Source organism: Paraburkholderia sp. BGA-UO-ETr-F21, assembly GCF_059567925.1.
The window spans coordinates 219,605-242,085 of record NZ_JCAQOY010000016.1; the positions used below are offsets into that span (position 1 = coordinate 219,605).

24 protein-coding genes are annotated in these 22,481 nt (G+C 64.9%); 6 read left to right on the forward strand and 18 right to left on the reverse strand.

Annotated elements, in window-relative coordinates:
• Nucleotides 1-4: 4 nt before the first annotated feature.
• A complete protein-coding gene (gene flgL, locus AC57B1_RS11975) occupies nt 5-1,228 on the forward strand; it encodes a flagellar hook-associated protein FlgL (protein WP_091798066.1) in 1,224 nt (407 codons plus the stop codon).
• A gap of 445 nt (nt 1,229-1,673) precedes the next feature.
• Here the strand turns inward: flgL and AC57B1_RS11980 are convergent, their stop codons facing one another.
• The 16 genes from AC57B1_RS11980 to fliF form a co-directional block, all read right to left on the reverse strand.
• Nucleotides 1,674-2,303, reverse strand: coding sequence for a type VI secretion system amidase effector protein Tae4 (locus tag AC57B1_RS11980; RefSeq protein ID WP_408181587.1), 630 nt, complete (start codon nt 2,301-2,303; stop codon nt 1,674-1,676).
• 3 nt (nt 2,304-2,306) lie between these two features.
• Nucleotides 2,307-2,711, reverse strand: coding sequence for a PAAR domain-containing protein (locus tag AC57B1_RS11985; RefSeq protein WP_496417595.1), 405 nt, complete (start codon nt 2,709-2,711; stop codon nt 2,307-2,309).
• A gap of 6 nt (nt 2,712-2,717) precedes the next feature.
• A complete protein-coding gene (locus tag AC57B1_RS11990; RefSeq protein WP_496417596.1) occupies nt 2,718-2,852 on the reverse strand; it encodes a PAAR domain-containing protein in 135 nt (44 codons plus the stop codon).
• A gap of 489 nt (nt 2,853-3,341) precedes the next feature.
• Nucleotides 3,342-4,124, reverse strand: coding sequence for a flagellar biosynthetic protein FliR (gene fliR / locus AC57B1_RS11995; RefSeq protein ID WP_091798075.1), 783 nt, complete (start codon nt 4,122-4,124; stop codon nt 3,342-3,344).
• Nucleotides 4,125-4,161: 37 nt separating this feature from the next.
• Nucleotides 4,162-4,431: a flagellar biosynthesis protein FliQ gene (gene fliQ / locus AC57B1_RS12000; RefSeq protein ID WP_011490196.1), complete on the reverse strand. Its 270-nt coding sequence runs from the start codon at nt 4,429-4,431 to the stop codon at nt 4,162-4,164.
• A gap of 77 nt (nt 4,432-4,508) precedes the next feature.
• Nucleotides 4,509-5,354 carry a flagellar type III secretion system pore protein FliP gene (gene fliP, locus AC57B1_RS12005; protein ID WP_496417597.1) on the reverse strand — a complete coding sequence of 282 codons (846 nt, stop codon included), beginning with the start codon at nt 5,352-5,354 and terminating at the stop codon, nt 4,509-4,511.
• Complete coding sequence (gene fliO, locus AC57B1_RS12010; protein WP_496417598.1) at nt 5,354-5,965, reverse strand: flagellar biosynthetic protein FliO; 612 nt, start codon at nt 5,963-5,965, stop codon at nt 5,354-5,356. The genes fliP and fliO overlap by 1 nt, the downstream gene beginning before the upstream one ends.
• Nucleotides 5,962-6,426, reverse strand: a complete 465-nt coding sequence (fliN, locus tag AC57B1_RS12015; RefSeq protein ID WP_091798085.1) for a flagellar motor switch protein FliN — start codon at nt 6,424-6,426, stop codon at nt 5,962-5,964. Before fliN ends, fliO begins: the two co-directional genes overlap by 4 nt.
• A complete protein-coding gene (gene fliM / locus AC57B1_RS12020; RefSeq protein ID WP_091798088.1) occupies nt 6,419-7,417 on the reverse strand; it encodes a flagellar motor switch protein FliM in 999 nt (332 codons plus the stop codon). The genes fliN and fliM overlap by 8 nt, the downstream gene beginning before the upstream one ends.
• Nucleotides 7,418-7,482: 65 nt before the next feature.
• The gene (gene fliL / locus AC57B1_RS12025) at nt 7,483-7,983 is read right to left on the reverse strand and encodes a flagellar basal body-associated protein FliL (protein ID WP_091798091.1); all 501 of its coding nucleotides are present in this window, start codon (nt 7,981-7,983) and stop codon (nt 7,483-7,485) included.
• Between the two features lie 485 nt (nt 7,984-8,468).
• Complete coding sequence (locus AC57B1_RS12030; RefSeq protein WP_496417599.1) at nt 8,469-9,980, reverse strand: flagellar hook-length control protein FliK; 1,512 nt, start codon at nt 9,978-9,980, stop codon at nt 8,469-8,471.
• A 52-nt stretch (nt 9,981-10,032) separates the two neighbouring features.
• Nucleotides 10,033-10,482: a flagellar export protein FliJ gene (fliJ, locus tag AC57B1_RS12035; protein WP_091798096.1), complete on the reverse strand. Its 450-nt coding sequence runs from the start codon at nt 10,480-10,482 to the stop codon at nt 10,033-10,035.
• Nucleotides 10,483-10,484: 2 nt separating this feature from the next.
• On the reverse strand, nt 10,485-12,134 hold the full coding sequence (fliI, locus tag AC57B1_RS12040) for a flagellar protein export ATPase FliI (RefSeq protein ID WP_496417600.1): 1,650 nt from the start codon (nt 12,132-12,134) through the stop codon (nt 10,485-10,487).
• Nucleotides 12,128-12,811: a flagellar assembly protein FliH gene (gene fliH, locus AC57B1_RS12045; RefSeq protein WP_177205053.1), complete on the reverse strand. Its 684-nt coding sequence runs from the start codon at nt 12,809-12,811 to the stop codon at nt 12,128-12,130. The genes fliI and fliH overlap by 7 nt, the downstream gene beginning before the upstream one ends.
• Entirely contained in the window at nt 12,798-13,793 is a 996-nt protein-coding gene (gene fliG, locus AC57B1_RS12050; protein ID WP_496417601.1) for a flagellar motor switch protein FliG, read from the reverse strand. Before fliG ends, fliH begins: the two co-directional genes overlap by 14 nt.
• The gene (fliF, locus tag AC57B1_RS12055; protein ID WP_408344174.1) at nt 13,783-15,588 is read right to left on the reverse strand and encodes a flagellar basal-body MS-ring/collar protein FliF; all 1,806 of its coding nucleotides are present in this window, start codon (nt 15,586-15,588) and stop codon (nt 13,783-13,785) included. Before fliF ends, fliG begins: the two co-directional genes overlap by 11 nt.
• A 237-nt stretch (nt 15,589-15,825) precedes the next feature.
• Here fliF and fliE point away from each other — a divergent pair, with 237 nt between their 5' ends.
• From fliE to AC57B1_RS12080, 5 genes are all read left to right on the forward strand, one after another.
• The gene (gene fliE / locus AC57B1_RS12060) at nt 15,826-16,161 is read left to right on the forward strand and encodes a flagellar hook-basal body complex protein FliE (protein ID WP_091798105.1); all 336 of its coding nucleotides are present in this window, start codon (nt 15,826-15,828) and stop codon (nt 16,159-16,161) included.
• 218 nt (nt 16,162-16,379) lie between these two features.
• Nucleotides 16,380-16,814 (forward strand): flagellar export chaperone FliS, encoded by a 435-nt coding sequence (gene fliS / locus AC57B1_RS12065; protein ID WP_091798108.1) that lies wholly within the window; start codon nt 16,380-16,382, stop codon nt 16,812-16,814.
• The gene (locus AC57B1_RS12070) at nt 16,811-17,137 is read left to right on the forward strand and encodes a flagellar protein FliT (RefSeq protein WP_091798111.1); all 327 of its coding nucleotides are present in this window, start codon (nt 16,811-16,813) and stop codon (nt 17,135-17,137) included. The genes fliS and AC57B1_RS12070 overlap by 4 nt, the downstream gene beginning before the upstream one ends.
• Before the next feature lie 90 nt (nt 17,138-17,227).
• Nucleotides 17,228-18,694, forward strand: a complete 1,467-nt coding sequence (gene fliK, locus AC57B1_RS12075) for a flagellar hook-length control protein FliK (protein WP_496417602.1) — start codon at nt 17,228-17,230, stop codon at nt 18,692-18,694.
• Nucleotides 18,691-19,050 carry an EscU/YscU/HrcU family type III secretion system export apparatus switch protein gene (locus AC57B1_RS12080; protein ID WP_091798117.1) on the forward strand — a complete coding sequence of 120 codons (360 nt, stop codon included), beginning with the start codon at nt 18,691-18,693 and terminating at the stop codon, nt 19,048-19,050. The genes fliK and AC57B1_RS12080 overlap by 4 nt, the downstream gene beginning before the upstream one ends.
• Nucleotides 19,051-19,061: 11 nt before the next feature.
• On the opposite strand, the gene AC57B1_RS12085 is transcribed toward AC57B1_RS12080, so the two are convergent.
• Both AC57B1_RS12085 and AC57B1_RS12090 read right to left on the reverse strand, forming a co-directional pair.
• Nucleotides 19,062-20,480 carry a coniferyl aldehyde dehydrogenase gene (locus AC57B1_RS12085; protein WP_496417603.1) on the reverse strand — a complete coding sequence of 473 codons (1,419 nt, stop codon included), beginning with the start codon at nt 20,478-20,480 and terminating at the stop codon, nt 19,062-19,064.
• Nucleotides 20,481-20,577: 97 nt separating this feature from the next.
• Nucleotides 20,578-22,263 (reverse strand): isovaleryl-CoA dehydrogenase, encoded by a 1,686-nt coding sequence (locus AC57B1_RS12090; RefSeq protein ID WP_496417604.1) that lies wholly within the window; start codon nt 22,261-22,263, stop codon nt 20,578-20,580.
• Nucleotides 22,264-22,481 lie beyond the last annotated feature (218 nt).

The window sequence follows — 22,481 nt, forward strand, 5'->3', positions numbered from 1 at the left end:
GACAATGCGCATCTCCAGCACGCAGTACTTCAATATGAACGTCGCGACGATGAGCGATCAGCAAGCTCAACTGTCGCAGTTGTACGCCGAGATCTCGAGCGGTGTGAGCCTCTCCACGCCGTCGGACAATCCGCTCGGCGCGGCACAGGCGGTGCAGTTGAGCTCGACGGCGACGACCCTGTCGCAATACACGACCAATCAGGGCACCGCGCTGGCGTCGCTCCAGCAGGAAGACACCACGCTCGGCAGCGTCAACACCGTGCTGCAAACCATTCATACGCTGGTGCTGCGCGCCGGCGACGGTTCGCTGAACGACGGCGACCGTGGCTCGATCGCGACGCAGCTGCAAAGCTTGCGCAGCCAGCTGATGACGCTCGCCAATTCGACCGATCCGCAGGGCAACTACCTGTTCGCCGGTTATCAAAGCAGCGCGCAGCCGTACACCACGAACTCGGCCGGCGTCGTGACCTATTCCGGCGACACGGGCACGCCCGGCGTGCAGATTACCGACTCGCACGTCGTGCAGACCGGCGACAATGGCATTTCGATCTTCGGCAGCGTGGCGCCGATCGGCACCAACTCCGTGCCGGCCGCGACGACGGGTAACACCGGTACGGGCGTGATCAGCTCCGTGAGCCTGAACAACCCGACCGATCCGACCAACGCGGACAAGTACTCGATCAATTTCTCGTCGGCCACCACCTACACCGTGAGCCAGACCGATCCGGCTACCGGCGCGGTGACCACGAGTGCGCCGCAGGCGTTCACCGCCGGTTCGGCCATCACGCTCGGCGGTCAGTCGGTGTCGATTACCGGTGCGCCGAACGCCGGCGACAGTTTCACGGTGACGCCGGCCACGCAAGGCAGCATGGACGTGTTCGCCAATCTGAGCCAGTTGATCACCACGCTGCAAACGCCGGTGTCGGGCGGCGCCTCGACGGCCAGCTTCCAGAGCGCATTGACTACCAGCATGGCCCAGCTCGAGAACACGATGAACAACGTCGTGACGGCGCAAGCGGCGGTGGGTGGTCGCGAGCAGGAAGTGCAGGCGTTGCAGACGGTCACGCAGACCAACACGCTGCAGACCTCCAGCAACCTGGCGGATCTGACGCAGACCGACATGGTCAAGACGATCGGCAAATACACGATGACGCAGGCTGCGCTGCAAGCGGCGCAACAGGCGTTCGCGAAGATTCAGAACATCTCGCTGTTCCAGTACCTGAGCTGATAACGCGAGCGGTCTGAGACGGAGAAGGGCGCAAACCGGTGTGAATCGGTTCCGCCCTTCGTCTTTTTGGAGTGCGCTGCATTGCGCAGTCGGCGCTTGCACCGGCCCAAGCGATGGAAAACCTAAAAACCTGCTGAGATGTAGTCAGTCGAGTAGAACGCGACCGTCAAGATTGATAGGCCAAACAACCAACCAGCCCATTTCGAGGCGGACCAGCGCTTCCATGCAACCGAATTGACGAGGCCCAGGAGCACGGCCGGCCCCAACAGGTATGCGAGAAGAAGCGCCGTATCCCACGACGAGACAGCGCATTTGCCGAGCTCATGGCACCTGGCCATGGATTTATCGGCATGATGTGGCCATTGGTTGTGACTGAAGGCATATAAACATGCCCATGTCAGGAATAGACCGCAAAAACAGCCGGCCAACGAGACACCAATGCGCTTCACTTGATCTCCCAGAACAGGATCGATTTTGAGCCACGCAGGTCGGAGTAACTCACCTCCGAAGCTACGGTTGCACCCTGCCGAAATGACTGGATACCCACGTAACGCCCAATAGTCGCTACGCCGTCAAAGAAGCCGCTGATCGTCAGTCGTGAACCGTTCCAAAGATCAATGTGCCCACCGCTTGCAGTGCCTACGCTTTCGCCTTCGCGCGTCCAATAGCGCGAAAACTGAATGATGCCGGTGCGGCCCTTGACCTTTGATTCCCAATCCGCGCCCGTTATATCTTCCGCCTTCGGGAGCCCTGCAAACGGACGCAGCTGCAACCACTTGCCCAATTCGTCGGCTCGCGTCGCGGTAGCTTTGCCATCAAGCATGATCCGCCCAATGGACGATTGACCCGAGAGCGGTTTAACCCATCTCTGTGAAAATGACTTCATTTCGACGCCGACCCGGTGGAATGTCACACTCATCCGAATAGCGCATTGGTCGCGATAAGCTGGATTATCGTAGGGATCGCCCGATGGATAGTGATCCCACAACTCCTGAAAAGTCAGTGCCTTCAGTTGCACTTCCTTGATCGAATTCGGCGTCGAATTGGTTTCTACCTCGGTCGTTTTATTCGGCATTGGTCAGGACCCTTCCTGTCTCGCAAGCGCTGCATCGCCCCAATACACTTTGTAATGGGTGACTGCTTCGGCGTGGACACGTGGCAGATAACCGTATTCGTCAAGCCGCCCGGATATAGTGCTGCCGTTGGCCGATTCGATGAAGTACGGATAGCCTTCGAGGCTCGCCACCGTCGTCGCGACGCGCACCTGTTCGTCATAGATGCCCTTTGCCAGCGCCGAATTGTCGATAGTGGATACGACACGGCTCGCGGCCACAGCGATGTCGTCAGTCCAGTAGAAACAGCCAGGATTGAGGCTGGCCATCACATAGTTGAGTCCGCATGGACACAACACCAGATCGCCTTCGACAACGCCGGGCTGTCCCCTGTAGCACCGGCGCGTAGCCGTGCCGACTATCCTGAACACGCCCTTTCAATTGCCGCATGTTGCTTCGTCGCCATCCAGTGCGAACGGCTTGCCTTGGTCCATCATGTGAGTGGCCGAACCGCCAATGACGACGCCGCCTGTCGTTGTCGGGCTGCCTTGCACCACGAGCGCCTTACGCATGGATCTCGTCTCCCTCGAAGCACGCGAGCCTGTACCCCGTCCCACCGAGTGTCGTAATCCGACACGTCGTTTCGTTCCTTTCGCTTCCCGGCATTCTCAATGTCTCCCGTATGAAATGAGCCAACGTGGATGGGATTCGCGTGCGGTCGTTGAGCGCACCTATCCCGCAATCCATTTCGGCGAATCACAGAGGGATTAGGTATCCGACAAGTCCGAAAAAATGGATATTTCTGTAACGATTTGTGGATGCCTGATGTGGGCCAACTGAGCAACGCAGACAGGGTGATCTTCTCGGAAGCGTTGAAGTCGCGACCTAAGACGGCAACCTATCCTGCTACCGCGGACGCCGTTGCAATACCGCACGCGAAGCGAATCGCTTCAGTTCGGATTGCACGCGAAAAAACGCCCGCTCTGGGCGGGCATGAAGATTAGCGACTCGCTACAACGTGTCGACGCAAAGGCGACGTAGCACCCTTAGTCAAAACTTCACTACCTGAACCCCGCCGCCACGCGCCCCATCTGATCGAGGCCGACGTCGAAGAGCCGTATGAAGAACGGAATCATGTTCGGGGTCATCAATTGCAGAAGCAGCATGCCGATCAGCATGGTGAGCGGGAAGCCGATCTGAAAGACGCCGATCTGCGGCGCGGCGCGATTCAGAATACCGAGCGAGAGGTTGGTGATGAGGAGCGCGACGACCACCGGCAGCGACAGCAACAGCCCCGCTGAAAACACCGTGCTGCCGAAGTTCGCCAGCGTGCGCCAGCCGGGCGCGCCGAGAATGTTCGCCGATACCGGCACCGACTGGAAGGTGGTGAGCAGCGCGCTGATCATCTGCAAATGGCCGTCGATCACCAGAAACACCAGCATCGCGATGGTGTTCATGTAGCTCGACAGCACCTGGCTCGAACTGGCCGCTTGGGCGTCGAAGAACGTCGCGAAGCCGAGGCCCATGCCGAGACCGACGAAGTCGCCGGTCGCGCTGATCGCCTGAAACACGATCTGCATGGTGACGCCGAGTGCGATGCCGATCAGGAACTGGTTGACGATGATCCACACGCCTTCGGCGGAAAACACCGTGACCTGCGGAAGCGCGCCGAGTGTCGGCGCGACGATGATCGTGACGAACGCCGCAAGGCCGATCTTCACGCGCATTGGCAGCGAACGGTTGCCGAGCACCGGTGCGGTGGCGACCAGCGCGAGAATGCGCACGAACGGCCACAGGAACGCGGTGAGCCAGGCGTTCAGTTGCGCGTAGGTGACGGAAAACATCGTGGTGGGGAAGGGGAGGTCGAGACCGGCGCTGCGCTCAGTTGACGAGCGTCGGAATGTTGGTGAGCGTCTGGCGCAGGTAGTCGAGCATGGTCGTCAGCATCCACGGTCCGGCGATCACCATCGTGACGGCAATCGCGAGCAGCTTGGGAATGAACGACAGCGTGCTTTCGTTGATCTGCGTGGCGGCCTGAAACAGGCTCACCACCAGACCGACCACCAGCGCGACCAGCAGCAACGGCGCGGCAAGCAGCAGGCCGACATACATGGCCTGGTGCGCGAGCGTCATGACGGATTCTTGATTCATGGCGAGAGGACCGGAAGCGTGAAGGGCGCGAGGGGCGGTGAAAAAACGCGGTGAAAAAACGCAGTTAAGAAGCGCGGTTAAACGAAGCTCTGTGCCAGCGAGCCGAGCAGCAATTGCCAGCCGTCGACCAGCACGAACAGCATCAGCTTGAACGGCAGCGAAATGGTCGCGGGCGACACCATCATCATGCCCATCGACATCAGCACGCTCGCCACCACCATGTCGATGATCAGGAACGGGATGAAAATCGTGAAGCCGATCTGGAAGCCGGTTTTCAATTCGCTCGTCACGAACGAAGGCACCAGCAGCGACAACGGTACATCTTCCGGACCCTGCATCGGCGCGGCGTGCGAAATGCGGGCGAACAGCGCCAGGTCGCTTTCGCGGGTCTGGCGCAGCATGAACGTCTTGAACGGCGCGAGGCCACGGTTCACCGCTGTCTCCATCGGCATCGTGCCGTCGGAGAACGGCTTGTAGCCGTCGGTGTAAGCCTTGTCGAGCACCGGCGACATAACGAACAACGTAAGGAACAGCGCGAGCCCCACGAGCACCTGGTTAGGCGGCGTCGTGGTCGTGCCGAGCGCCTGGCGCAGCAGCGAGAGCACGATGATGATGCGCGTGAAGCTCGTCATCATCAGCACCATGGCCGGCAGGAACGACAGCATCGTGAGCAGCAGCATGGTCTGCACACTCAGCGAGTACGTCGTGCCGCCGTTCGGGCCGGGGCTCGTATTGAAGGCCGGCAAGCCGGCCGTTTGCGCGAACGACAGGGTCGGCAGCGCGAGCATCAGCGCCGCCAGTACGACGGGCGCAACGGGGGTGACGCGGCGTAGAGCGCGCACAAGCACGGGAATCACTTTCGAAGCGGTGCTGGACATGCGAGCGGATTGCGCGTGACGCGCCGAAGAAAGACTGAACTGCATTACCGAACCTCGCCGCCTTGCCCGTTGAAACGTTTGCCCACTTCGCCTTTCAATGCATCGCGAAAGCGTTGGCCGAAAGTGCCCGGCAGTGCCGTACCGGTAGCCTGCGTGCCTGCCGGACCGGCTTGCGACGCGCCGAGCGCATCGACGGCGGCCGAACCGGCCGGCATCGTGTGAAGCAGGCGTACGTTGCCGGGCGCCGTGCCGAGTACGAGCCACGTATCGCCGATCTCGACCACCGCGACGCGTTCCTTGCCGCCGAGCGAGGCGCCGCCAATCGTTTTCACGAGGCCGCCGCGGTTCGCCGGCTGCAAGCCGAAGCGGCGTGCGAGCCATGCGCAAGCGAACACCAGGCCGATCACGACCAGCAGGCCGACGATGGTTTGCAACACCGCGCCGACGCCGAGCGCCGGAACCGCGCTACCCGCACCGACACCCGAGGCGATTTTCGCGGCATTGTTGACCGCATTCATGTCCGCCGCGACAGCGGCCGACGGTGTGAGCAACATGAAGATCGACGCCGGGGCGGATAGCGCCACCGCGACGTTGGCAGCCAGTGCGGCGCGAATCGGAACAGTGCGCGACGCGGCGCGACCGGCTACGCGTTTCATCGATTCAACTTCCGGATGCGTTCGGACGGCGTGATGATGTCGGTCAGACGGATACCGAACTTGTCGTTCACCACCACCACTTCACCCTGTGCGATCAGACAGCCGTTGACCAGCACGTCCATCGGCTCGCCCGCCATGCCGTCCAGTTCCACCACCGACCCCTGTGCGAGTTGCAGCAGGTTGCGAATCGCGATCTTGGTGCGGCCGAGTTCGACGGTCATCTGAACAGGAATGTCCAGGATCATGTCGATGTCGTTGCGCGTCGAGGTCGGCTCGACTTTCGACAACGGCTGGAACACGCCGGCCGTCGTCGCACTGACTTCCGAATTGTCGTTCTGCTCGGCCAGCGCGCTGGCCCAGTCCGCCATGGCCGCTTCGTCTTCGGCTGCGGCTGCGTCGGCGGCCAGTTGCGGCTCGCCAGCGGCCAGCTCGGCCTCGGTTTTTGCGTTCAGGTCACTCATATCCACCTTCCTTCATCGTGTCGGCTGCGCTGATCATTTTCTGGACCCGCAACGCGTACTGACCATTGAAAATTCCGTAGCCGCATTCCATCACCGGCACGCCATCGACTTTCGCCGTGATGTGTTCGGGGATGTTGATCGGCAGAACATCGCCTTTGCGCATGTTCAGGATCTGTTCGAACGTGACCGGCACCTGCGCGAGGTCGGCGGTCAGTTCCACTTCCGCGGCCTGCACCTGCTGCGACAGCACGCGGACCCAGCGGCGGTCGACTTCGAGCGCCTCGCCCTGAATCGGCGACGAAAGAATGTCGCGGATCGGTTCGATCATCGAGTACGGCATGCAGATGTGCAGCGTGCCGCCCGTCGTGCCGAACTCGATCGAGAACTGGGTGACGATGACGATTTCGTTCGGCGTCGCCACGTTGGCGAACTGCGTGTGCATTTCCGAGCGCACGTATTCGAATTGCAGCGGACGCACGCTTTTCCACGACGCCGTGTAGTGCTCGAACGTGAGGTTGAGCAGTTTCATGATGATGCGCTGCTCGGTCTGCGTGAAATCGCGGCCTTCGACTCGGGTATGGAAACGCCCGTCGCCGCCGAACAGGTTGTCGACCACGAAGAACACCAGGTTCGGGTCGAACACGAACAGCGACGTGCCGCGCAACGGCTTCACGTGGACCAGATTCAGGTTGGTCGGGATCGGCAGATTGCGGGTGAACTCGCTGTACTTCTGCACCTTCACCGGACCGACGGAGATTTCCGCCGAACGCCGCATGAAGTTGAAGATACCGACGCGCAACAGACGCGCAAACCGGTCGTTGATGATTTCGAGGCCAGGCATCCGGCCGCGGACGATGCGTTCCTGCGTCGCGATGTTGTAGGGCCGTACGCCCACACGCTCGCTTTGCTCGGCTTCCGAATCGGACTCGCCGGTTACGCCCTTGAGGAGAGCATCGACCTCCTCCTGGGACATGAACTCTTCGTGGCCCATTCCTTATTCCTCGTGCGTCCCGTGGCGGTTGATGATGGCAGCGCTGATTAACGTCACGACCGACGTCACTGCACGACGAATTCGGTGAACAGCACGTCCTGGACATGGATCGGCACGGCGCCCTTGTCGGTCGGCTGTTCGATCAGTGTCCGGAGTTCCGTGGCGAGCGCGCGCTTGCCTTCGAGCGGCGCCAGTTCGTCAGGGTGCTTGTTCGACAGCGCGAGCAGGATACGGCTACGCACTTCGGGCATGTGCTCGGTCAGTTCCTGCTGGGTCTTCGCGTCGGTGAGTTTCAGCGTCAGGCCGATGCGCAGGAAGTGCTGCTGGCCGTCGTCCGATTGCAGATTGACGGTCATCGATTCGAGCGGGAAAAACAGCGGCGCGGGTGCCGGGGCCGGCGCGGCTTCCGCCGAGGCTGTGGCGGGAGCGCGCTTGGACATGAAGAACCATACGCCCGCGCCGGCTGCGCCCGCGGCGATGATCGCGATGAGCACGATCAGGATGATGCGCTTCAAGGGGCCCGGGGAGGCGGGCGCGGCTTGCTGGGGTGCGGTCGTGGTTGCCATGAGGTTTGCTTTGCTTGCCTTTAGTGCTGGTGATGGTGATTGTTGTTTATTTGCCTGCGGCGCGATGGGTCGAAAAGAAGGGTTATTGCGGGCTATCTCTGGTTTTTGGGGTTTTTGCTGTCGCGGCCGGTGGGGTTGGCCTTTCCTTGAATTCGCTGTGGTCTATTGGCGTTGCCCCTGTGCGGGGCGGCACTTACTTTCTTTGCCGCCGCAAAGAAAGTAAGCAAAGAAAGCGGCTTCACACCGCTAATCCTTAAGCGCGGCCCTCGCGCAGTCACGGTAGTGGTGCATCTGGAATCAGTCTCCTCGCACATTCAACGTTCGTGACAAGGCAGTCATTCTTCCAGCGGCGCTGCGCGCGCCGTCGCGGTTCTTCATCCAATGCCCGACGCGAATCGGCGCCCTTTGAAGGGCGCCGATAACCCGTTGCCTTGAGACCTCCATGCCTTCGGCCCATAGTGGCGCCGGAGCTCAAGGCGTCAGCATCACGCGAATGTGTCCACCAGGCCCACTGTGCGTCGCGCCGGTACGTTGACCGCCATGTCGATCGTGTCTGAGCCGCTGCTGCCGCCATATGATCCGCTCGCACCGCCCGAGCGGCCGCCAGAGCGGCCAGAGTCGGCGCTCTGCTGTTGGCCGCTCTGGCGCGCAAAGCCGTCGCTGACGCTCGCGCTACCCAAGCCGATCCCGTTCGATTCCATCGCCTCGCGTAGTTTCGGCAACGCCGCTTCGACCGCTTCGCGCACGGATTGATGCTGCGAAACAAACAACGCATGAGCGTGGTTGTCGGCAACCTGCAAGACAACCTGCAACGGACCAAGGTCCTTCGGGTTCAGCGTCAGTTCGGCACTCTGTGAATGCGCGTTCGACAGGAACACCACCTTCTGACTCAATGCGTCCTCCCAGTCGGTCGTGCCGACCTGAGGTGATAGTGCGTTTGCCGCTTGCGCCGCGCCGGCATTGCCGGTGGTCTGGACGGCAGCGGTCGCGCTTGCCGCGCTGGCCGCCGCCTGCGTGGCGGCCAGCGCAGCTGTCGCTGCGTCCGCCGCGCTCTTGAAGGATGCGGGACCGTCGCCCTGCGTGCCGCCGGCCGTTGCCGTCAATGCGTCGCTCGCCGCCTTTGCCGCTGCGGACGGGTCCGCCACGGTCGTCGCCGCCGTTGTCAAAGCGGCCTTCGACGCGCTCGATCCCTTGCCGTCGCCGAACAGGCCACTGGCCAAGGTCTTGCCGTCCGAGGCTCCGTTCGAGGTTCCGTTAAGTCCCGCGTTCGTGCCAGCCGCGAGGCCGTTCGCCGACGTCGCGGCATTGGCGGCGGCGCCGCTCGCCAAAGCTTGCGCGGGAACGCCCTGGCCATTCGCCAAAGCCGCCAGCGCCGCCTGCAATGCGTCTTGCAACGACTTTGGATCCGTAGCGGTAGTTTTCTTGCCTGAGGTGCCGCCCGTCGTGGCGTCCGTGGTCGTGCCGGGCAACGCGGTCGCGGCGTCGGCCAAGGCCGTGGCGGGGTCGGCGGTGGCCGGCGTGGCGGCGTTGTCCGCGTTAGCTTGTGCCTGCGCCTGCGCCTGTGCTGCGGCGGCTGCCGCGGCGGTGCCCGCGTCGGTCTGGGTCGCCGTGTTGCCGGCCTTCGGCGGCGTGGCGGCGGGCTTGTCGCTCGAAGCCTGTTGCGTGTTGCCCGCCGATGCCGACGACGACGCGGAGTTCGCCGGCTTGCCGGCGTCCTTGCTGCTGCTCGTATCGTCCGTGCTCTGCGCGCTCGAATCAGCCGGCGGCGGAGCATCGTGCACGCTCGACGAAGACGACGATCCAGAAGACGCCGCAGCCGCAGCCTGCTGCTGTTGCTGCTGGCTCGCGCTCTGCGCGGCAGCACTGTTTTGCTGGTCGATGCTCTGCTGCAGGGTTTGCGAGAACGGTTTGGCGTTCGCCGCAGCGGCAATGGCCGCGCTGGTGGACGTGCTGCTGGCGGAGCCGAGCAGCGAGCCGATCTGTGAAAGAAGCGACATAGGGAATCCTGTCAATCCGTCAAACGGGGTGTTCAGTCAGTCAAGGCGGCGCTCATGCACCTTCGGCGCGCATCCGCAGAATCCGGGCGGCGTGTTCGTCGGCGTCGCGCTGGTCGCGCCGCGCCGTGGTTCTGGCTTCGGCTGCTTCGCCGCGCGCCTGCAGCACTTCATATGAGCCGAGCTTCTGCTTCTGGCGCTGCCAGTCGGGCTTCGCGGCCTCGACACGCGCGGTGGCCGTCGCCAGCAGATTGCGCTGCTGTTCGATGGCGGCGTCGAGCGTGTCGATGAACGCCTGGAAGTTGCGCATGTTGCCCGCGGGCATGCCTGTCTGGGCGGTCGCCGTGAAGCGCGCGTGATATTCGTCGCGATACTGCACAAGGGCGTCGAGTTGCGCCTGCACATCGTTGCGCTCGCGCTGCGCGCGGCCCAGACGTTGCGCGGCGGCGTCGACATCGTCCTGGGCCAGGCCGATGAGGGTCTTGATCGGAAAGTGTTTCGCCATCGTCAGCCTCCTTGGGCAAACAGCGCGTCCAGCATCTCGAGACTCGGTTCAAAGTTCGCGCACTCGCGAAAACCTTGCTGCAAAAATGCTTCCATCCGCGGATACAGCGCGATGGCGCGGTCGAGCAGCGCGTCGCGCCCGCTCGAATACGCACCAACGTTGATCAGATCGCGGTTGCGCTGATAGCGCGACAGCATCTGCTTGAACATACGCGTCTTGTCCAGATGGTTATCGTCGATCAGCGCGGTCATTGCCCGGCTAATCGACGCTTCGATGTCGATGGCCGGATAGTGGCCGGCTTCAGCCAGCGAGCGCGACAGCACGATGTGGCCGTCCAGAATCGCTCGCGCGGAGTCGGCGATCGGGTCCTGCTGGTCGTCGCCCTCGGTCAGCACGGTGTAGAACGCGGTGATCGAACCGCCGCCCGCCGGGCCGTTGCCCGTGCGCTCGACGAGCGCCGGCAGCTTGGCGAACACCGAAGGCGGATAGCCCTTGGTGGCGGGCGGCTCGCCCACGGCCAGCGCGATCTCGCGCTGCGCCATTGCGTAGCGGGTCAGCGAATCCATGAGCAGCAGCACATGCTTGCCCTGGTCGCGGAAATACTCGGCGAGCGAGGTCGAATACGACGCGGCCTGCATCCGCAGAAGCGGCGAGACGTCGGCGGGCGCGGCGATCACCACGGAGCGCGCCAAACCTTCCTCGCCGAGAATCTGCTCGATGAATTCCTTCACTTCGCGGCCGCGTTCGCCGATCAGGCCGATCACGATCACTTCGGCGCTGGTGTAGCGCGCCATCGTGCCGAGCAGCACCGATTTACCGACGCCCGAACCGGCGAACAGGCCCATGCGCTGGCCACGCCCGACGGTCAACAGCGCGTTGATCGCGCGCACGCCGACGTCGAGCACCTTGTGGATCGGTTCGCGATTCAGCGGATTGATGACCGGTGCGGACAACGGCGCGTCGGCATGCGCGCCAAGCGGGCCGAGTCCGTCGAGCGGACGGCCGGACGCATCCAGCACGCGGCCGAGCAATTCCCAGCCGACGGGCAGACGTTTCGCGCCCGCCATCGGATCGGCGATCGGCGCGCTTTCCAGCGGATAGACGCGCGCGCCGGGCAGCAGGCCGATCACTTCGGTGGTCGGCATCAGAAACAGTTTGTCGCCGGAGAAGCCGACCACTTCGGCTTCGGCCATCGGCAGTGAACTGCCTTGCGGCAGTTCGATCATCACTTCCGCGCCCACCGAGAGGCGCAGGCCGACGGCTTCCAGCACCAGGCCGGCGGCGCGCGTGAGACGTCCGCAGGCGCGCATCGGCTTCGCGATCGCATTGCGTGCGCGCAGCGCGTCGAGGCGGCCGCGCCAGACCTGCATGTGCGGATTGCTGTCGAGCGCGGGGTCGTACGGGGGGAAGGGGACAGCGGCGGGAGCGGGGCTCGATGGGGCGGCGTCGTGGCTCGCGGCGGCGCCCGTCGCCGGATGGGCATGCGCCGGATCGCGCAGGGCGGCTTCAATGGCGGCGACCGCCGCCGCGGCGGGTGTGACCGCGGCCGGCACATCTGCCAGCGCCTCGGCGCCGAACGACGCTAGCGCCAGTTCGCGTTCGAGCGGCGTCAGATCGCTGGCGCGAATCTCTTCGAGCGTCGGCTTCACCATGTGCTCACCTTGCCGAGTGCGGCGGCCACGCGCTCCCAGCGCGTATCGATGCCGGCGTCCACTTCGCCGGTTCCGGCCTGCGCGCGGCAGCCGCCGCGCTCCACGGCCGGATCGGTGCGCACGGTCCAGCCGCGCGTTTGCAGTTCTTCCATCAGATAGGCTTCGACCACCGGCAGATCGGCGGGACTCACGATCAGGGCCGGCGCGCCGACCAGCGTGGGCTCGCTCGCCAGCACCTCACGCGCGGCGGCGATCAGCGCGGTCGGGTCGTGCTGCACGTGCTGACGCACCACCTGCTGCGCGATGTCGAGCGCCAGTGCGACCAGCGTTTCGGAGATCGCGCCCTGGGCGCCGTCTAACGCCGACTTGAAAGTTTCAGCCAGCGCGGCGAGCCGCGCCGCTTCTTCGCGCGCTTCGCTCTGGCCCTGCTCGAAGCCCTGCGCATGACCTTGCTCGTAGCCGGCCTGGTAGCCGAGCGCCTGACCGGCCACGTGGCCGGAGGCGATGCCCTGTGCATGCGCGGCGTCGCGCAGACGTTCGAGTTCGGCCTCGAACGCGCCGTCGTCGACTTCGGGTTCGGGCGGTGCCGGCGGCACCGGATCGAACGAGGCCATCTCCCAGCGCTGGTAGGCCGAGAGGCTTTCCTTCGCCGAGGAGTTCTGATCAGACATATGCATCTTCGGCCTTGCCGCCTAGAACGATCTGGCCGCCTTCGGCCAGGTTGCGCACGATCTGCAGGATGCGGCGCTGCTGCGTCTCGACTTCGGAGACGCGCACCGGACCGCGCGCGTCGAGGTCTTCGGCGTGCAGTTCGGCAGCACGCTGCGACATGTTCGACAGGAACTTCTGGCGCAGCGCGGGCGGCGCGCCCTTCAGCGAGATGATCAACGCCTCGGACTCGACTTCCTTCAGCAGCAGCTGAATTGCGCGGTCTTCCAGATCGAGCAGGTTCTCGAACACAAACATCTGATCAATGATCTTCTGCGCAAGTTCCGCGTCGTACTGGCGAACGTTCTCGATGACGCCTTCTTCATGGTTGCTCGACATGAAGTTGAGAATCTCGGCCGCCGTGCGGATCCCGCCCATCGGGCTGCGCTTGAGGTTGTCGCTGCCGGACAGCAGGCCCGTCAGCACGTCGTCGAGTTCGCGCAGCGCGGCCGGCTGGATGCCGTCGAGCGTCGCGATCCGCAGCAGCACGTCGTTGCGCAGCCGCTCCGTGAAGCAGGCGACGATTTCCGACGCCTGATCGCGATCCAGGTGAACGAGGATGGTCGCGATGATCTGCGGATGCTCGTTCTTGATGAGTTCGGCGACCGCCGCGGAATCCATCCACTTCAGGCCTTCGATACCGCTGGTATCGCTGCCCTGCAAAATCCGGTCGATGATCGCGCCGGCCTTGTCGTCGCCGAGCGCCTTGGTCAGCACCGAACGGATGTACTCGTTCGAATCCAGCGACATGCCGGTGTGCTGCTCGGCCTCGCGTACGAACTCCTGCAGGACTTCGTCGACCTGCTCGCGGGTCACGCTCTTCAGTGCGGCCATCGCGACGCCGATCTTCTGGACTTCGCGCGGCCCGAGGAACTTGAACACCTGCGCGGCTTCTTCCTCGCCGATCGACATCAGCAGGAGCGCGCTCTTCATTACGCCTTCAGCGCTCATCGGACACCCAATTTTTCACGACGGTTGCAACGATCTTCGGATCCTGGCGGGCGATGCTGCGCGCGAATTCCAGGTTCCGCTCATATTTGTGCTTGGAGCTTTCGAGCGCGAGCAGTTCGCTGTCGGTTTCCAGTTCGGCGACCGAGCTTCCGTTTGCGCCCGCGCGCTCGGCGGCGGGGATGCCATCTAGCAGGACCGGCTCGTCCGGCGACGGCAGCGCCCCGGCGACGACCGGTTCCGGCGGCGGGAAAGCGCGGCGCAGCGCCGGCTTGACCATCACGAAGTAGAGGAACAGGGCGACCGCGCCGATGCCGAGGTAGGTGGCGATCTGCTTGGCGAGCGCGATCATGTCCGGCGTGCGCCACCACGGCAGGTCGGCATTCGGGTCGATGTCGGTGCTGAACGGGCTGTTGACCACGTTCACCGAGTCACCGCGCGCCGAGTCGAAACCCATTGCGTCCTTGACCAGCTGGTTGACCTGCGCGAGCTTGTCGGCGGTGACCGGCTGCATCGTGGCGTGACCCTTGGCGTCGACCACCCGCATGTAGTTCACCACGACCGCCACCGAGAGACGCTTGATGCCGCCCATCGGCCGCTCGAGGTGCCGCACTGTCTTGTCGAGTTCGTAGTTGGTGGTCGAGTCCTTGCGGTCGCTGACCGGCGTGGTCGTCACGCCGCTCGCGCCGTTCGGCGCGTTGATCGGCGCGGACGCCGGCTGCGGCGGCTGGTTCGACAGCGCGCCCGGCACGCCCGAGGCGGCGCCTTGCGACATTTCGGTGGCGCTGCTCGACTGCTGGCTGCGGATCGCCGCCTGCTGCGGGTTGCCGTTCGGGCCGTAGTTTTCCGAGGTCTGCTCGCTATGCGAGAAGTCGATGTCGGCGCTGACCTGCGAATGCGCGTTGCCCGAGCCGAACAACGGCGAGAGGATCGCGTCGATACGCTGCTGGGTGCTGCGCTCGATCTGCTGGCGGTACTTCAGTTGCGAGGCGTCGAGTCCGCTGCCGGTGGAAGGCTGCGTCAACAGGTTGCCGTCCTGGTCGAGAATCGTCACGCCCTTGACCGGCATATCCGGCACCGCCGAGGACACCATATGGGTGATCGCCAGCACCTGGCCGTCGTCGAGCGCGCGGCCCGGGTAGAGGTTGACCAGCACGGAGGCGGACGGCGCTTCCTTGTCGCGCACGAAGACGGAGGGTTTCGGGATCGCCAGATGCACACGAGCCGACTTCACCGACGAAATCGATTCGATCGTGCGCTCCAGCTCGCCTTCCAGGGCGCGCTGATAGTTGATCTGCTCGGCAAACTGGCTGATGCCGAATTTCTGGTTGTCCATCAGCTCGAAGCCGACCGAACCGCTCTTGGGCAGACCTTGCGACGCGAGCCGCAGACGCATCTCATGCACCTGTTCGGCCGGCACGAGGATCGCGCCGCCGGCGTCGGAGAACTTATAGGGAATGTTGGCCGCTTGCAGCGCCGTGATGATCGCGCCGCCGTCGCGGTCCGACAGATTGCTGTAGAGCACCTTGTAGTCCGGTGCCCGCGACCACAGGAACAGGCCCGCCACCACGGCGACCAGCAGCGCGACGGCGAAAATCAACGGCGCGCGCGGGTTGCCGCGCATTTGCGCGAGGCCTGACAGACGTTGACCAAAGTTGCCGCCGAGGTTGCCCGAAAGGCCGCCCAGGTCCGCGGCGCCGCCGGCCTGGCCGGCGCCGGCCGCACCGGCGCCAGGCTGCGCGCCGGCGAGGCCCATGCGGGCGTCGGGGTTGATCAAAGAGTTGGCTGACGAATCCATGCGTCGGGTTTCTCCGGGATGCCTTTTGCGTTCTGCCGCTTACCGCGCCGAGGGTCGGCGGGCGTGCGGACAGAGACTTTCACCATTGAAATTATCCGTGGCGCGGCTCAACCCGATTGCTTGAATAGAGCCGGGTTTCCCCCCTAGTTTCGGGGCTTTCCCGTATGGCTGCGGCGCTATGCTTTCGTCCAGATCGGTACGGTTCTGGCATGCCGGTCGTCATTCCCTGGAGAAAACATGACTTTCCCCGTGAACGCGCTCTCGTCGGCGCTGCAACAGATGCAGTCGATGGCGGCGCAAGCGGCCGGCGGCAGCAATGCCGTCGCCGACACCTCCGGCGCGGCGACGCCCACCGGTTTTGCCTCGGCGCTGAAAGCCTCGCTGGACAAGATCAGCGGCGATCAGACCAAGGCGATCGGCGAATCGAAGGCGTTCGAACTCGGCGCGTCCAACGTGTCGCTCAACGACGTGATGGTCGATATGCAAAAGGCCAACGTGGGCTTCCAGTTCGGCCTGCAGGTGCGCAACAAGCTGGTGTCCGCCTATAACGACATCATGCAGATGTCGGTATGAGCGCGCCTCGGGCGGCAAGGTTCGTCCGCCCGCCCGAATGCGTGCATGCCGTGTGGCCCTCGCGGGCCGCGCCATTCGGCCCCTTAATCCTCCTTACACCGGCCTAAAGCTTTCCGGCTGCCTATCCGATAACCAGATACAGGCAGCGATCGGGGTGCGGCAACGTGCCCGGATAGGGAGCCACGACCCAACCGCAGTGCAAGACAGGAGGAGCGCCGATGTTTTCCCCAGGACACTCTGGAGCCAATGCGTACGCACGCGTCGGCGTCGAGACAGGGGTGATGGGCGCGAGTCCGCATCGTCTGATCGTGATGTTGTATCAGGGCGCGCGGCAGGCCATCGCGCAGGCGCGCATGCATCTGCAGCAAGGCAATGTGCCGGGTCGTGGAGAGGCGATCGGCAAGGCGATCCAGATCGTCGAAAGCGGGCTGCAGCAGTCGCTCAACCTTGAGGCGGGCGGCGAGATTGCGGAGCGGTTGAATGCGCTATATAGCTATATGTCGCGCCGGCTGCTCGAAGCCAACATAAAACAAAGCGAGGCGATGCTGGTCGAGGTGGATGGCCTTCTGGCGACACTCGAAGAGGCATGGATCGGGATTGCCCCGGAGATCGCGCGGATGGCAGCTCAGCCGGCCGCGGAAAGCATGAGATGACATCGAACGCAGAATACTTCGCCCGATACGAGGCGATTGCAGCGATTTCCTGCCGCATGTTGATGGCTGCCCGGCGCGCACTGTGGAACGATCTGGTCCACTTGCAGGAGGAATACCGCCATCTGGTGGAGTCGTTGCGGGACGCCGAAACCGGCGTGAAGCTCGACGAGGGGGAGCGCCTGCGTAAATACGCGCTGATCCGCCAGATTCTCGCCGACGACGCTGCGATCCGCGATCTGGCGAATCCGCGCATGGCCAGTCTGTCGGCGCTGTTCGCCGGACGGCCGACTCACGTGCTCAAGGAGTTGTACGGGGCGCGCTGAGTTTCGCCGCGCGCGCCGCCTCCGTCTCTACTCATCTGGCTGACTGACTCTATTTGAGCGCGCCGCCGCCAATGTGACCAAGGAATCGGCATGAACGGAATCGACACGGCCGTCGCTTCGCTGCTCGCGAACCGCGTCGACAGCCTGCTCAACATTGCTCCGGGCAGCGCGGCCGCGTCGCAGACCGGCGCGGCGGGCGTCGATACCACGCCCACCACCTCGACGCCTATTGCCACGCCGGCCCCGCAGGCTTCGGCGCAAACCGCGCTGTCCGCCGTCGCGCTGACGCTCAACGCGATCCTGCGCTCGGGCGGCGAGGCGACGCCCGCCGTGCTCGGGCAAGCGCCGATCTGGCCGGCTGCACCTGCACTCGATGTCGAAGTCGGCGCGTTACCGCTGTTCAACTCGCCCGCTGCGGCAACGGCTTCCGCCGGGACCACCGCCAATCCGAATGGCGCTGCAAACGCGGCCACCGCGGCGACCGCGAGTGTGGCGGCAACCCAGGTGCCTGTCGCGGCGCTCGCAGCCGCGCTCGAACAGACGGTCGGCGATAGCGGTCTCTTCTACGAAGCCCATCTCGCGCAATGGCTGGCTGGCCAGCGTCCGCCGACTTCGCTGGCCGGGGAGGCGCAAAACAAGCTGGTGGCCGCCGCCGCGCAATTGCCGCTCGACTGGGCGAATGACGCCGGCGAGGCGTCCGCCGCCAATCCTTCCGCGCGGCAGGGCATGGGCGCGGCGCCGAATGTCTCACCGAACGGCTCGCCAAACGGCCCACCGAACGGCGCGCCGGACGCCGGCGCCGCCGGCCGCGCGATGCCGTCGATCCAGACCGCGCAGGCCGCACGATTCATGGCTGGCGAGGTGCTGGCCAGTTCCCTGTCCGACCTGAACGGCCAGCCCGCGCGCGCCGGCCTGCATAGCGCGGCGGCGCAACCGGCCGACGGCAGCTCGTCGCAGAATTCGCAGTCGATGGCGGTCGCGGTTCATCCCGCGACCGTGCCCCTGGTGCGTCAGCAACTCGATCTGCTCGCGACCGGCCAGTTTCGCTGGACCGGCGAAGCATGGCCGGGCGCGCGGCTCGACTGGACCATCGAACAGGACGGCGACGAATGGGATCGCAGCGGCGGCGGCGCCGCGAGTGAGGACGACCAGCCGTGGCGCACGCGCCTGACGCTGTCGCTGCCGACGCTCGGCACCGTCGATGCGGAGCTGACGCTGACCGGCACGCGGCTCATCGCGCGGGTGCAGGCCAGCCCCGGCGGGGCGGCGCGTCTCGCCACGCAGGGCGAGAGTTTCCGCCAGCGGCTCGCGGCGGCGGGCATCGAATTGAATGGCTTGACGATCCGCGAGATCGGCGGCGGTGCGCCGGTCACCGGCGCCAACGCGGCCGGTGCGGCAGCGGCCGCTCAGGCGGCGGCGTCGGCCTATGTGAAGTCGGCTTCGGCGGCGAGTCCGGCTGCGGCGAGCGCCGACCGAGCCACGACTGTACGCCGCGCAGCACGCTCCGCCCGCACCGAAGCCGCGTCGCCCGACGATTTCGATTGGGACATGGCATGAGCCGCAAACACCGCCGCAGTGCGGCCGCACTTGTCTACGACTCGCAAGGGGGCGATCCCGCGCCGCGGGTGATCGCCAAAGGCTACGGGATGCTGGCCGAGATGATCGTGCAGCGGGCCAAGGAAGCCGGCCTGTATGTGCACGAGGCGCCCGAAATGGTGTCCCTGCTGATGCAGGTGGACCTCGACGCGCGGATTCCGCCGCAGCTCTATCAGGCCGTGGCGGAGTTGCTCGCGTGGCTGCATCGGCTGGAAAGCGGTGCGGAGAACGAACCGGCGCACGCCGCGAATGCCGATGCACGCGATGTCATCGACGTGGTGGCCACCGAAGTGGACGGCGGCACCGCGGCGCGTTGAGCCGTTGAGCGTCAGAAGCGCATCATCAGTTTCAGCAGCGCATTCACCCGTTTGCCGTACGGCGGCGAAATCCACCCGCGCGCGTTCAGGCGCGCCTGCGTCAGCACCGGCTTCATCTTCGAGAACGTCACGAAGCCCTCGTAGCCGTGATACGCACCCATCCCGCTCGCTCCGACGCCGCCGAACGGCAGGCTTTCGCACGCCAGATGCATCAGCGTCTCGTTGATCGCCATGCCCCCGGCGATCGTTTCGTGCGTCACGCGGTCGATTGTGGCGGCGTCGTCGGCGTAGAGATACAGCGCGAGCGGACGGGGACGGGCGTTGATCCATGCGATCGCGTCGTCGAGCGTGTCATAAGGGACGATCGGCAACAGCGGCCCGAAGATTTCCTCCTGCATCAGCGCGCACGCGTCCGGCGCATTCGTGACAGCGATCAGCGGATAGCGGCGGCTCGCCGCATCGGGCGAGCTGTCGGTGAGCGCATGCAGTTGCGCGCCGGCAGCCTGGGCTTCGTCGGCGAGACGCTCGAGGCGCGCGAAGTGACGCACCGAAATGATCGTCGTGTAATCCAGGTTGCTGGCGAAGTTAGGGTACATGCGGGCCATCCGCGCGCGCGCCCGTTCGACGAAGGCCTGCTCCTTGCCGCGCGGCACCAGCACGTAGTCCGGCGCGACGCAGGTTTGCCCCGCGTTGAGCGTCTTGCCGGCGATCAGGTTGTCCACCGCGTTGTCGAAGCGCGCATGCGCACCGATGATGGCCGGCGACTTGCCGCCCAGTTCGAGCGTGACCGGCGTCAGATGCTCGGCGGCGGCGCGCATCACCTCGTGGCCTACCTTGGTCGAGCCGGTGAACAGCAAATGGTCGAAAGGCTGCGCGCTGAACGCGGCGGCGAGCGCGGCGTCGCCGTTCACCACCGCGACGTGATCGCGTGCGAATGTCTGGCCGATCAACTGCTCGAACAGCGCCGAGGTGCGCGGCGTCAGTTCGGACATTTTGATGATCGCGCGATTGCCCGCGGTCAACGCGCTGATCAGCGGCCCGACGGCGAGCAGCACAGGGTAGTTCCACGGCACGATGATGCCGACCACGCCGAGCGGCTGCGGCACCACTTTCGCGCGCGCCGGCAGCAGCCATTTGTTGGTGCTGCGGCGCTGCGATTTCATCCAGCGCTTGCCATGCCGCAGGGCGGCGTCGATTTCCTCTTTGACCAGCAGGAATTCGGCGAGCAGCACTTCCTGCTTCGCGCGATTGCCGAAGTCGAGTTTCATGGCGTCGGCGAGCGCATCGCGATGGTCGAGCATGACTTTGCGCAGCGCTTTCAGATGCGCCGCACGGGTTTCCCACGACGGGTACGGCGCGTGCAAATAAGCATGGCGCTGATCGCGAAGCAGCGCTTCGAGCGCGGCGACTTCCGGCAGATCGTTCTTCATGTGTGTCCACTCCCTGATGGATTGCGTTGCGCGTGGAGTCGCGCTTTTATTGGATGCGTTTGCGCTGCTGCGCGGTGTCACTCAAGCGTGCTGAATGTCAGACAGGAAAAGCGCGTTCGACGATCGCCGCGTGATCGAACGTGGCCGGCAGCGTGCCGTACACACGGCCGCTCTCGCCGCAGCCGTCGGCAAGACGTGTGGCAATGAACGCCTCGGCGACTTCGCCGGGCGCATGCTCGAGCAGCAACGTAGCCTGCGCGATCAGCACGACCTGCTGCGCGATCCGCCGCGCCGACGCCTCGCGATGTTCGGCCGGTCCGTTGAGCGCGGCGGCGAGCTTGCCGAGCGCGGCGCTCAAGGCCGGGTGCGCCTGAGCTTGTGCCTGCCAGGCGGCGAACAAGGCCTGCGCCGCTTCCGGTTCGCGCTCCATGGCGCGCAGCACGTCGAGGCACATCACGTTGCCGGAGCCTTCCCAGATCGAATTCACGGGCGCTTCACGATAGAAGCGCGCCATCGGACCGGTTTCGACGTAGCCGTTGCCGCCCCAGACTTCCATCGCTTCGCCGGTGAATTCCAGCGCGCGCTTGCAGACCCAGTACTTCGCGGCGGGCGTGACGATGCGCCGCCACGCGCGCTCGGCGAGCGAGGTGGAGGCGGCGTCGGTGGAGTCTTCGAAAGCGCGCGCGAGGCGCATGAACAGCAGCGTCGCCGCTTCCGATTCCAAGGCCAGATCGGCCAGCACGTTGCGCATCAACGGCTGGTCCGCGAGATGCCGGCCGAACGCGCTGCGATGACGCGCATGGTGGATGGCCTGCACGAGCGCCGCGCGCATCAGGGCCGCGCTGCCGATCACGCAGTCGAGCCGCGTGTAATTCGCCATTTCGATGATGGTCGGCACGCCGCGCCCTTCATCGCCGATCATGATGCCGAACGCGTCGAGAAATTCGACTTCGCTGCTCGCGTTCGAGCGATTGCCGAGCTTGTCTTTCAGGCGCTGGATCTGCACGCCGTTTTTTCTGCCGTCCGGCGCGAAGCGCGGCACGAAGAAGCACGAGATGCCTTCGTGATCGTCGGTGCGGGCGAGCACGAGATGAGCGTCGCACTGCGGCGCGGAAAAAAACCACTTGTGGCCGACCAGCCGGTAGGCGGCGCCGCGGCCGCTGCCGGCCGTGGCATAGGCGCGCGTCTGATTGCTGCGCACGTCCGAGCCGCCTTGCTTCTCGGTCATGCCCATGCCGATCATCGCGGAACTCTTGTGTTTGAGCGGCACGTCGCGCGGATCGTGCTCGCGCGCATAGAGCTTGTCGCGCAGCGTGGCGAATAACGCGGGTTCGCGTTGCAACACGGGGATGCTCGCGAAGGTCATGGTCAGCGGGCAGAGCGAGCCGGATTCGATTTGCGCGTGCAGGAAGTAGCCGGCGCAGCGCGCCACCATCGCGCCGCGTTGCGGATCGGAAAAGGGCAGGGCATGCAAACCCTCGCGGCGCAGAAGCCCAAGAAGCGCATGCCACGACGGATGAAACTCCAGCGCGTCGATGCGCTCGCCGCGCGGGCTATGCGTGAGCAATTCGGGCGTATGGCGGTTGGCGAGGTCGGCGAGCGCCAGCGTGTCGGGCGTGGTGAGCGCCGCGCCGTGCCGCAGCAACGCGCCGCGATGCCACGCGGCGCCGTCGCGTTCGAGGGCGGCGGATAACGCGGCGTCGCTGGAAAAGAGGTTGTAGTCCGCCAGCGGCGGAGCCTGATTGGTCACCTCGTGGGTCTGGCCGAAGCTGTGCGGTTGCATCTGCTGTCTCCGTTCAACGCATGCTCGCCGGCGTCGATCGACGGTGCGCTGTTTAATCGTTGCGCGTCGTGCCGCGCACTGCGAGGACGGCGCGTGCAGCGCCGTGTTTGAATGCCCCGCGCGGCCGCCTGGCGGGCGCCTGCGCGTCTTTCATCATAGGGTCGCGGCGGCCCTTCCGTTTAGAGGAATCGCTCTGGCGTGAACCCGCCGCGGCATCC

Bases quoted from the DNA above. Each gene is read 5' to 3' on its own strand.
- fliO (WP_496417598.1), bottom strand. From the start codon at position 5,965: ATGAAACGCGTAGCCGGTCGCGCCGCGTCGCGCACTGTTCCGATTCGC.
- AC57B1_RS11980 (WP_408181587.1), bottom strand. From the start codon at position 2,303: ATGCCGAATAAAACGACCGAGGTAGAAACCAATTCGACGCCGAATTCG.
- AC57B1_RS12080 (WP_091798117.1), top strand. From the start codon at position 18,691: ATGAGCCGCAAACACCGCCGCAGTGCGGCCGCACTTGTCTACGACTCG.
- fliQ (WP_011490196.1), bottom strand. From the start codon at position 4,431: ATGAATCAAGAATCCGTCATGACGCTCGCGCACCAGGCCATGTATGTC.
- AC57B1_RS12085 (WP_496417603.1), bottom strand. From the start codon at position 20,480: ATGAAGAACGATCTGCCGGAAGTCGCCGCGCTCGAAGCGCTGCTTCGC.
- fliG (WP_496417601.1), bottom strand. From the start codon at position 13,793: ATGAGCGCTGAAGGCGTAATGAAGAGCGCGCTCCTGCTGATGTCGATC.
- fliH (WP_177205053.1), bottom strand. From the start codon at position 12,811: ATGCATATGTCTGATCAGAACTCCTCGGCGAAGGAAAGCCTCTCGGCC.
- fliS (WP_091798108.1), top strand. From the start codon at position 16,380: ATGTTTTCCCCAGGACACTCTGGAGCCAATGCGTACGCACGCGTCGGC.
- AC57B1_RS12070 (WP_091798111.1), top strand. From the start codon at position 16,811: ATGACATCGAACGCAGAATACTTCGCCCGATACGAGGCGATTGCAGCG.
- fliF (WP_408344174.1), bottom strand. From the start codon at position 15,588: ATGGATTCGTCAGCCAACTCTTTGATCAACCCCGACGCCCGCATGGGC.
- fliP (WP_496417597.1), bottom strand. From the start codon at position 5,354: ATGCAGTTCAGTCTTTCTTCGGCGCGTCACGCGCAATCCGCTCGCATG.
- fliJ (WP_091798096.1), bottom strand. From the start codon at position 10,482: ATGGCGAAACACTTTCCGATCAAGACCCTCATCGGCCTGGCCCAGGAC.
- AC57B1_RS12030 (WP_496417599.1), bottom strand. From the start codon at position 9,980: ATGTCGCTTCTTTCACAGATCGGCTCGCTGCTCGGCTCCGCCAGCAGC.
- fliL (WP_091798091.1), bottom strand. From the start codon at position 7,983: ATGGCAACCACGACCGCACCCCAGCAAGCCGCGCCCGCCTCCCCGGGC.
- fliI (WP_496417600.1), bottom strand. From the start codon at position 12,134: ATGGTGAAGCCGACGCTCGAAGAGATTCGCGCCAGCGATCTGACGCCG.
- fliE (WP_091798105.1), top strand. From the start codon at position 15,826: ATGACTTTCCCCGTGAACGCGCTCTCGTCGGCGCTGCAACAGATGCAG.
- fliN (WP_091798085.1), bottom strand. From the start codon at position 6,426: ATGAGTGACCTGAACGCAAAAACCGAGGCCGAGCTGGCCGCTGGCGAG.
- AC57B1_RS12090 (WP_496417604.1), bottom strand. From the start codon at position 22,263: ATGCAACCGCACAGCTTCGGCCAGACCCACGAGGTGACCAATCAGGCT.
- AC57B1_RS11990 (WP_496417596.1), bottom strand. From the start codon at position 2,852: ATGCGTAAGGCGCTCGTGGTGCAAGGCAGCCCGACAACGACAGGCGGC.
- fliK (WP_496417602.1), top strand. From the start codon at position 17,228: ATGAACGGAATCGACACGGCCGTCGCTTCGCTGCTCGCGAACCGCGTC.
- fliM (WP_091798088.1), bottom strand. From the start codon at position 7,417: ATGGGCCACGAAGAGTTCATGTCCCAGGAGGAGGTCGATGCTCTCCTC.
- fliR (WP_091798075.1), bottom strand. From the start codon at position 4,124: ATGTTTTCCGTCACCTACGCGCAACTGAACGCCTGGCTCACCGCGTTC.
- flgL (WP_091798066.1), top strand. From the start codon at position 5: ATGCGCATCTCCAGCACGCAGTACTTCAATATGAACGTCGCGACGATG.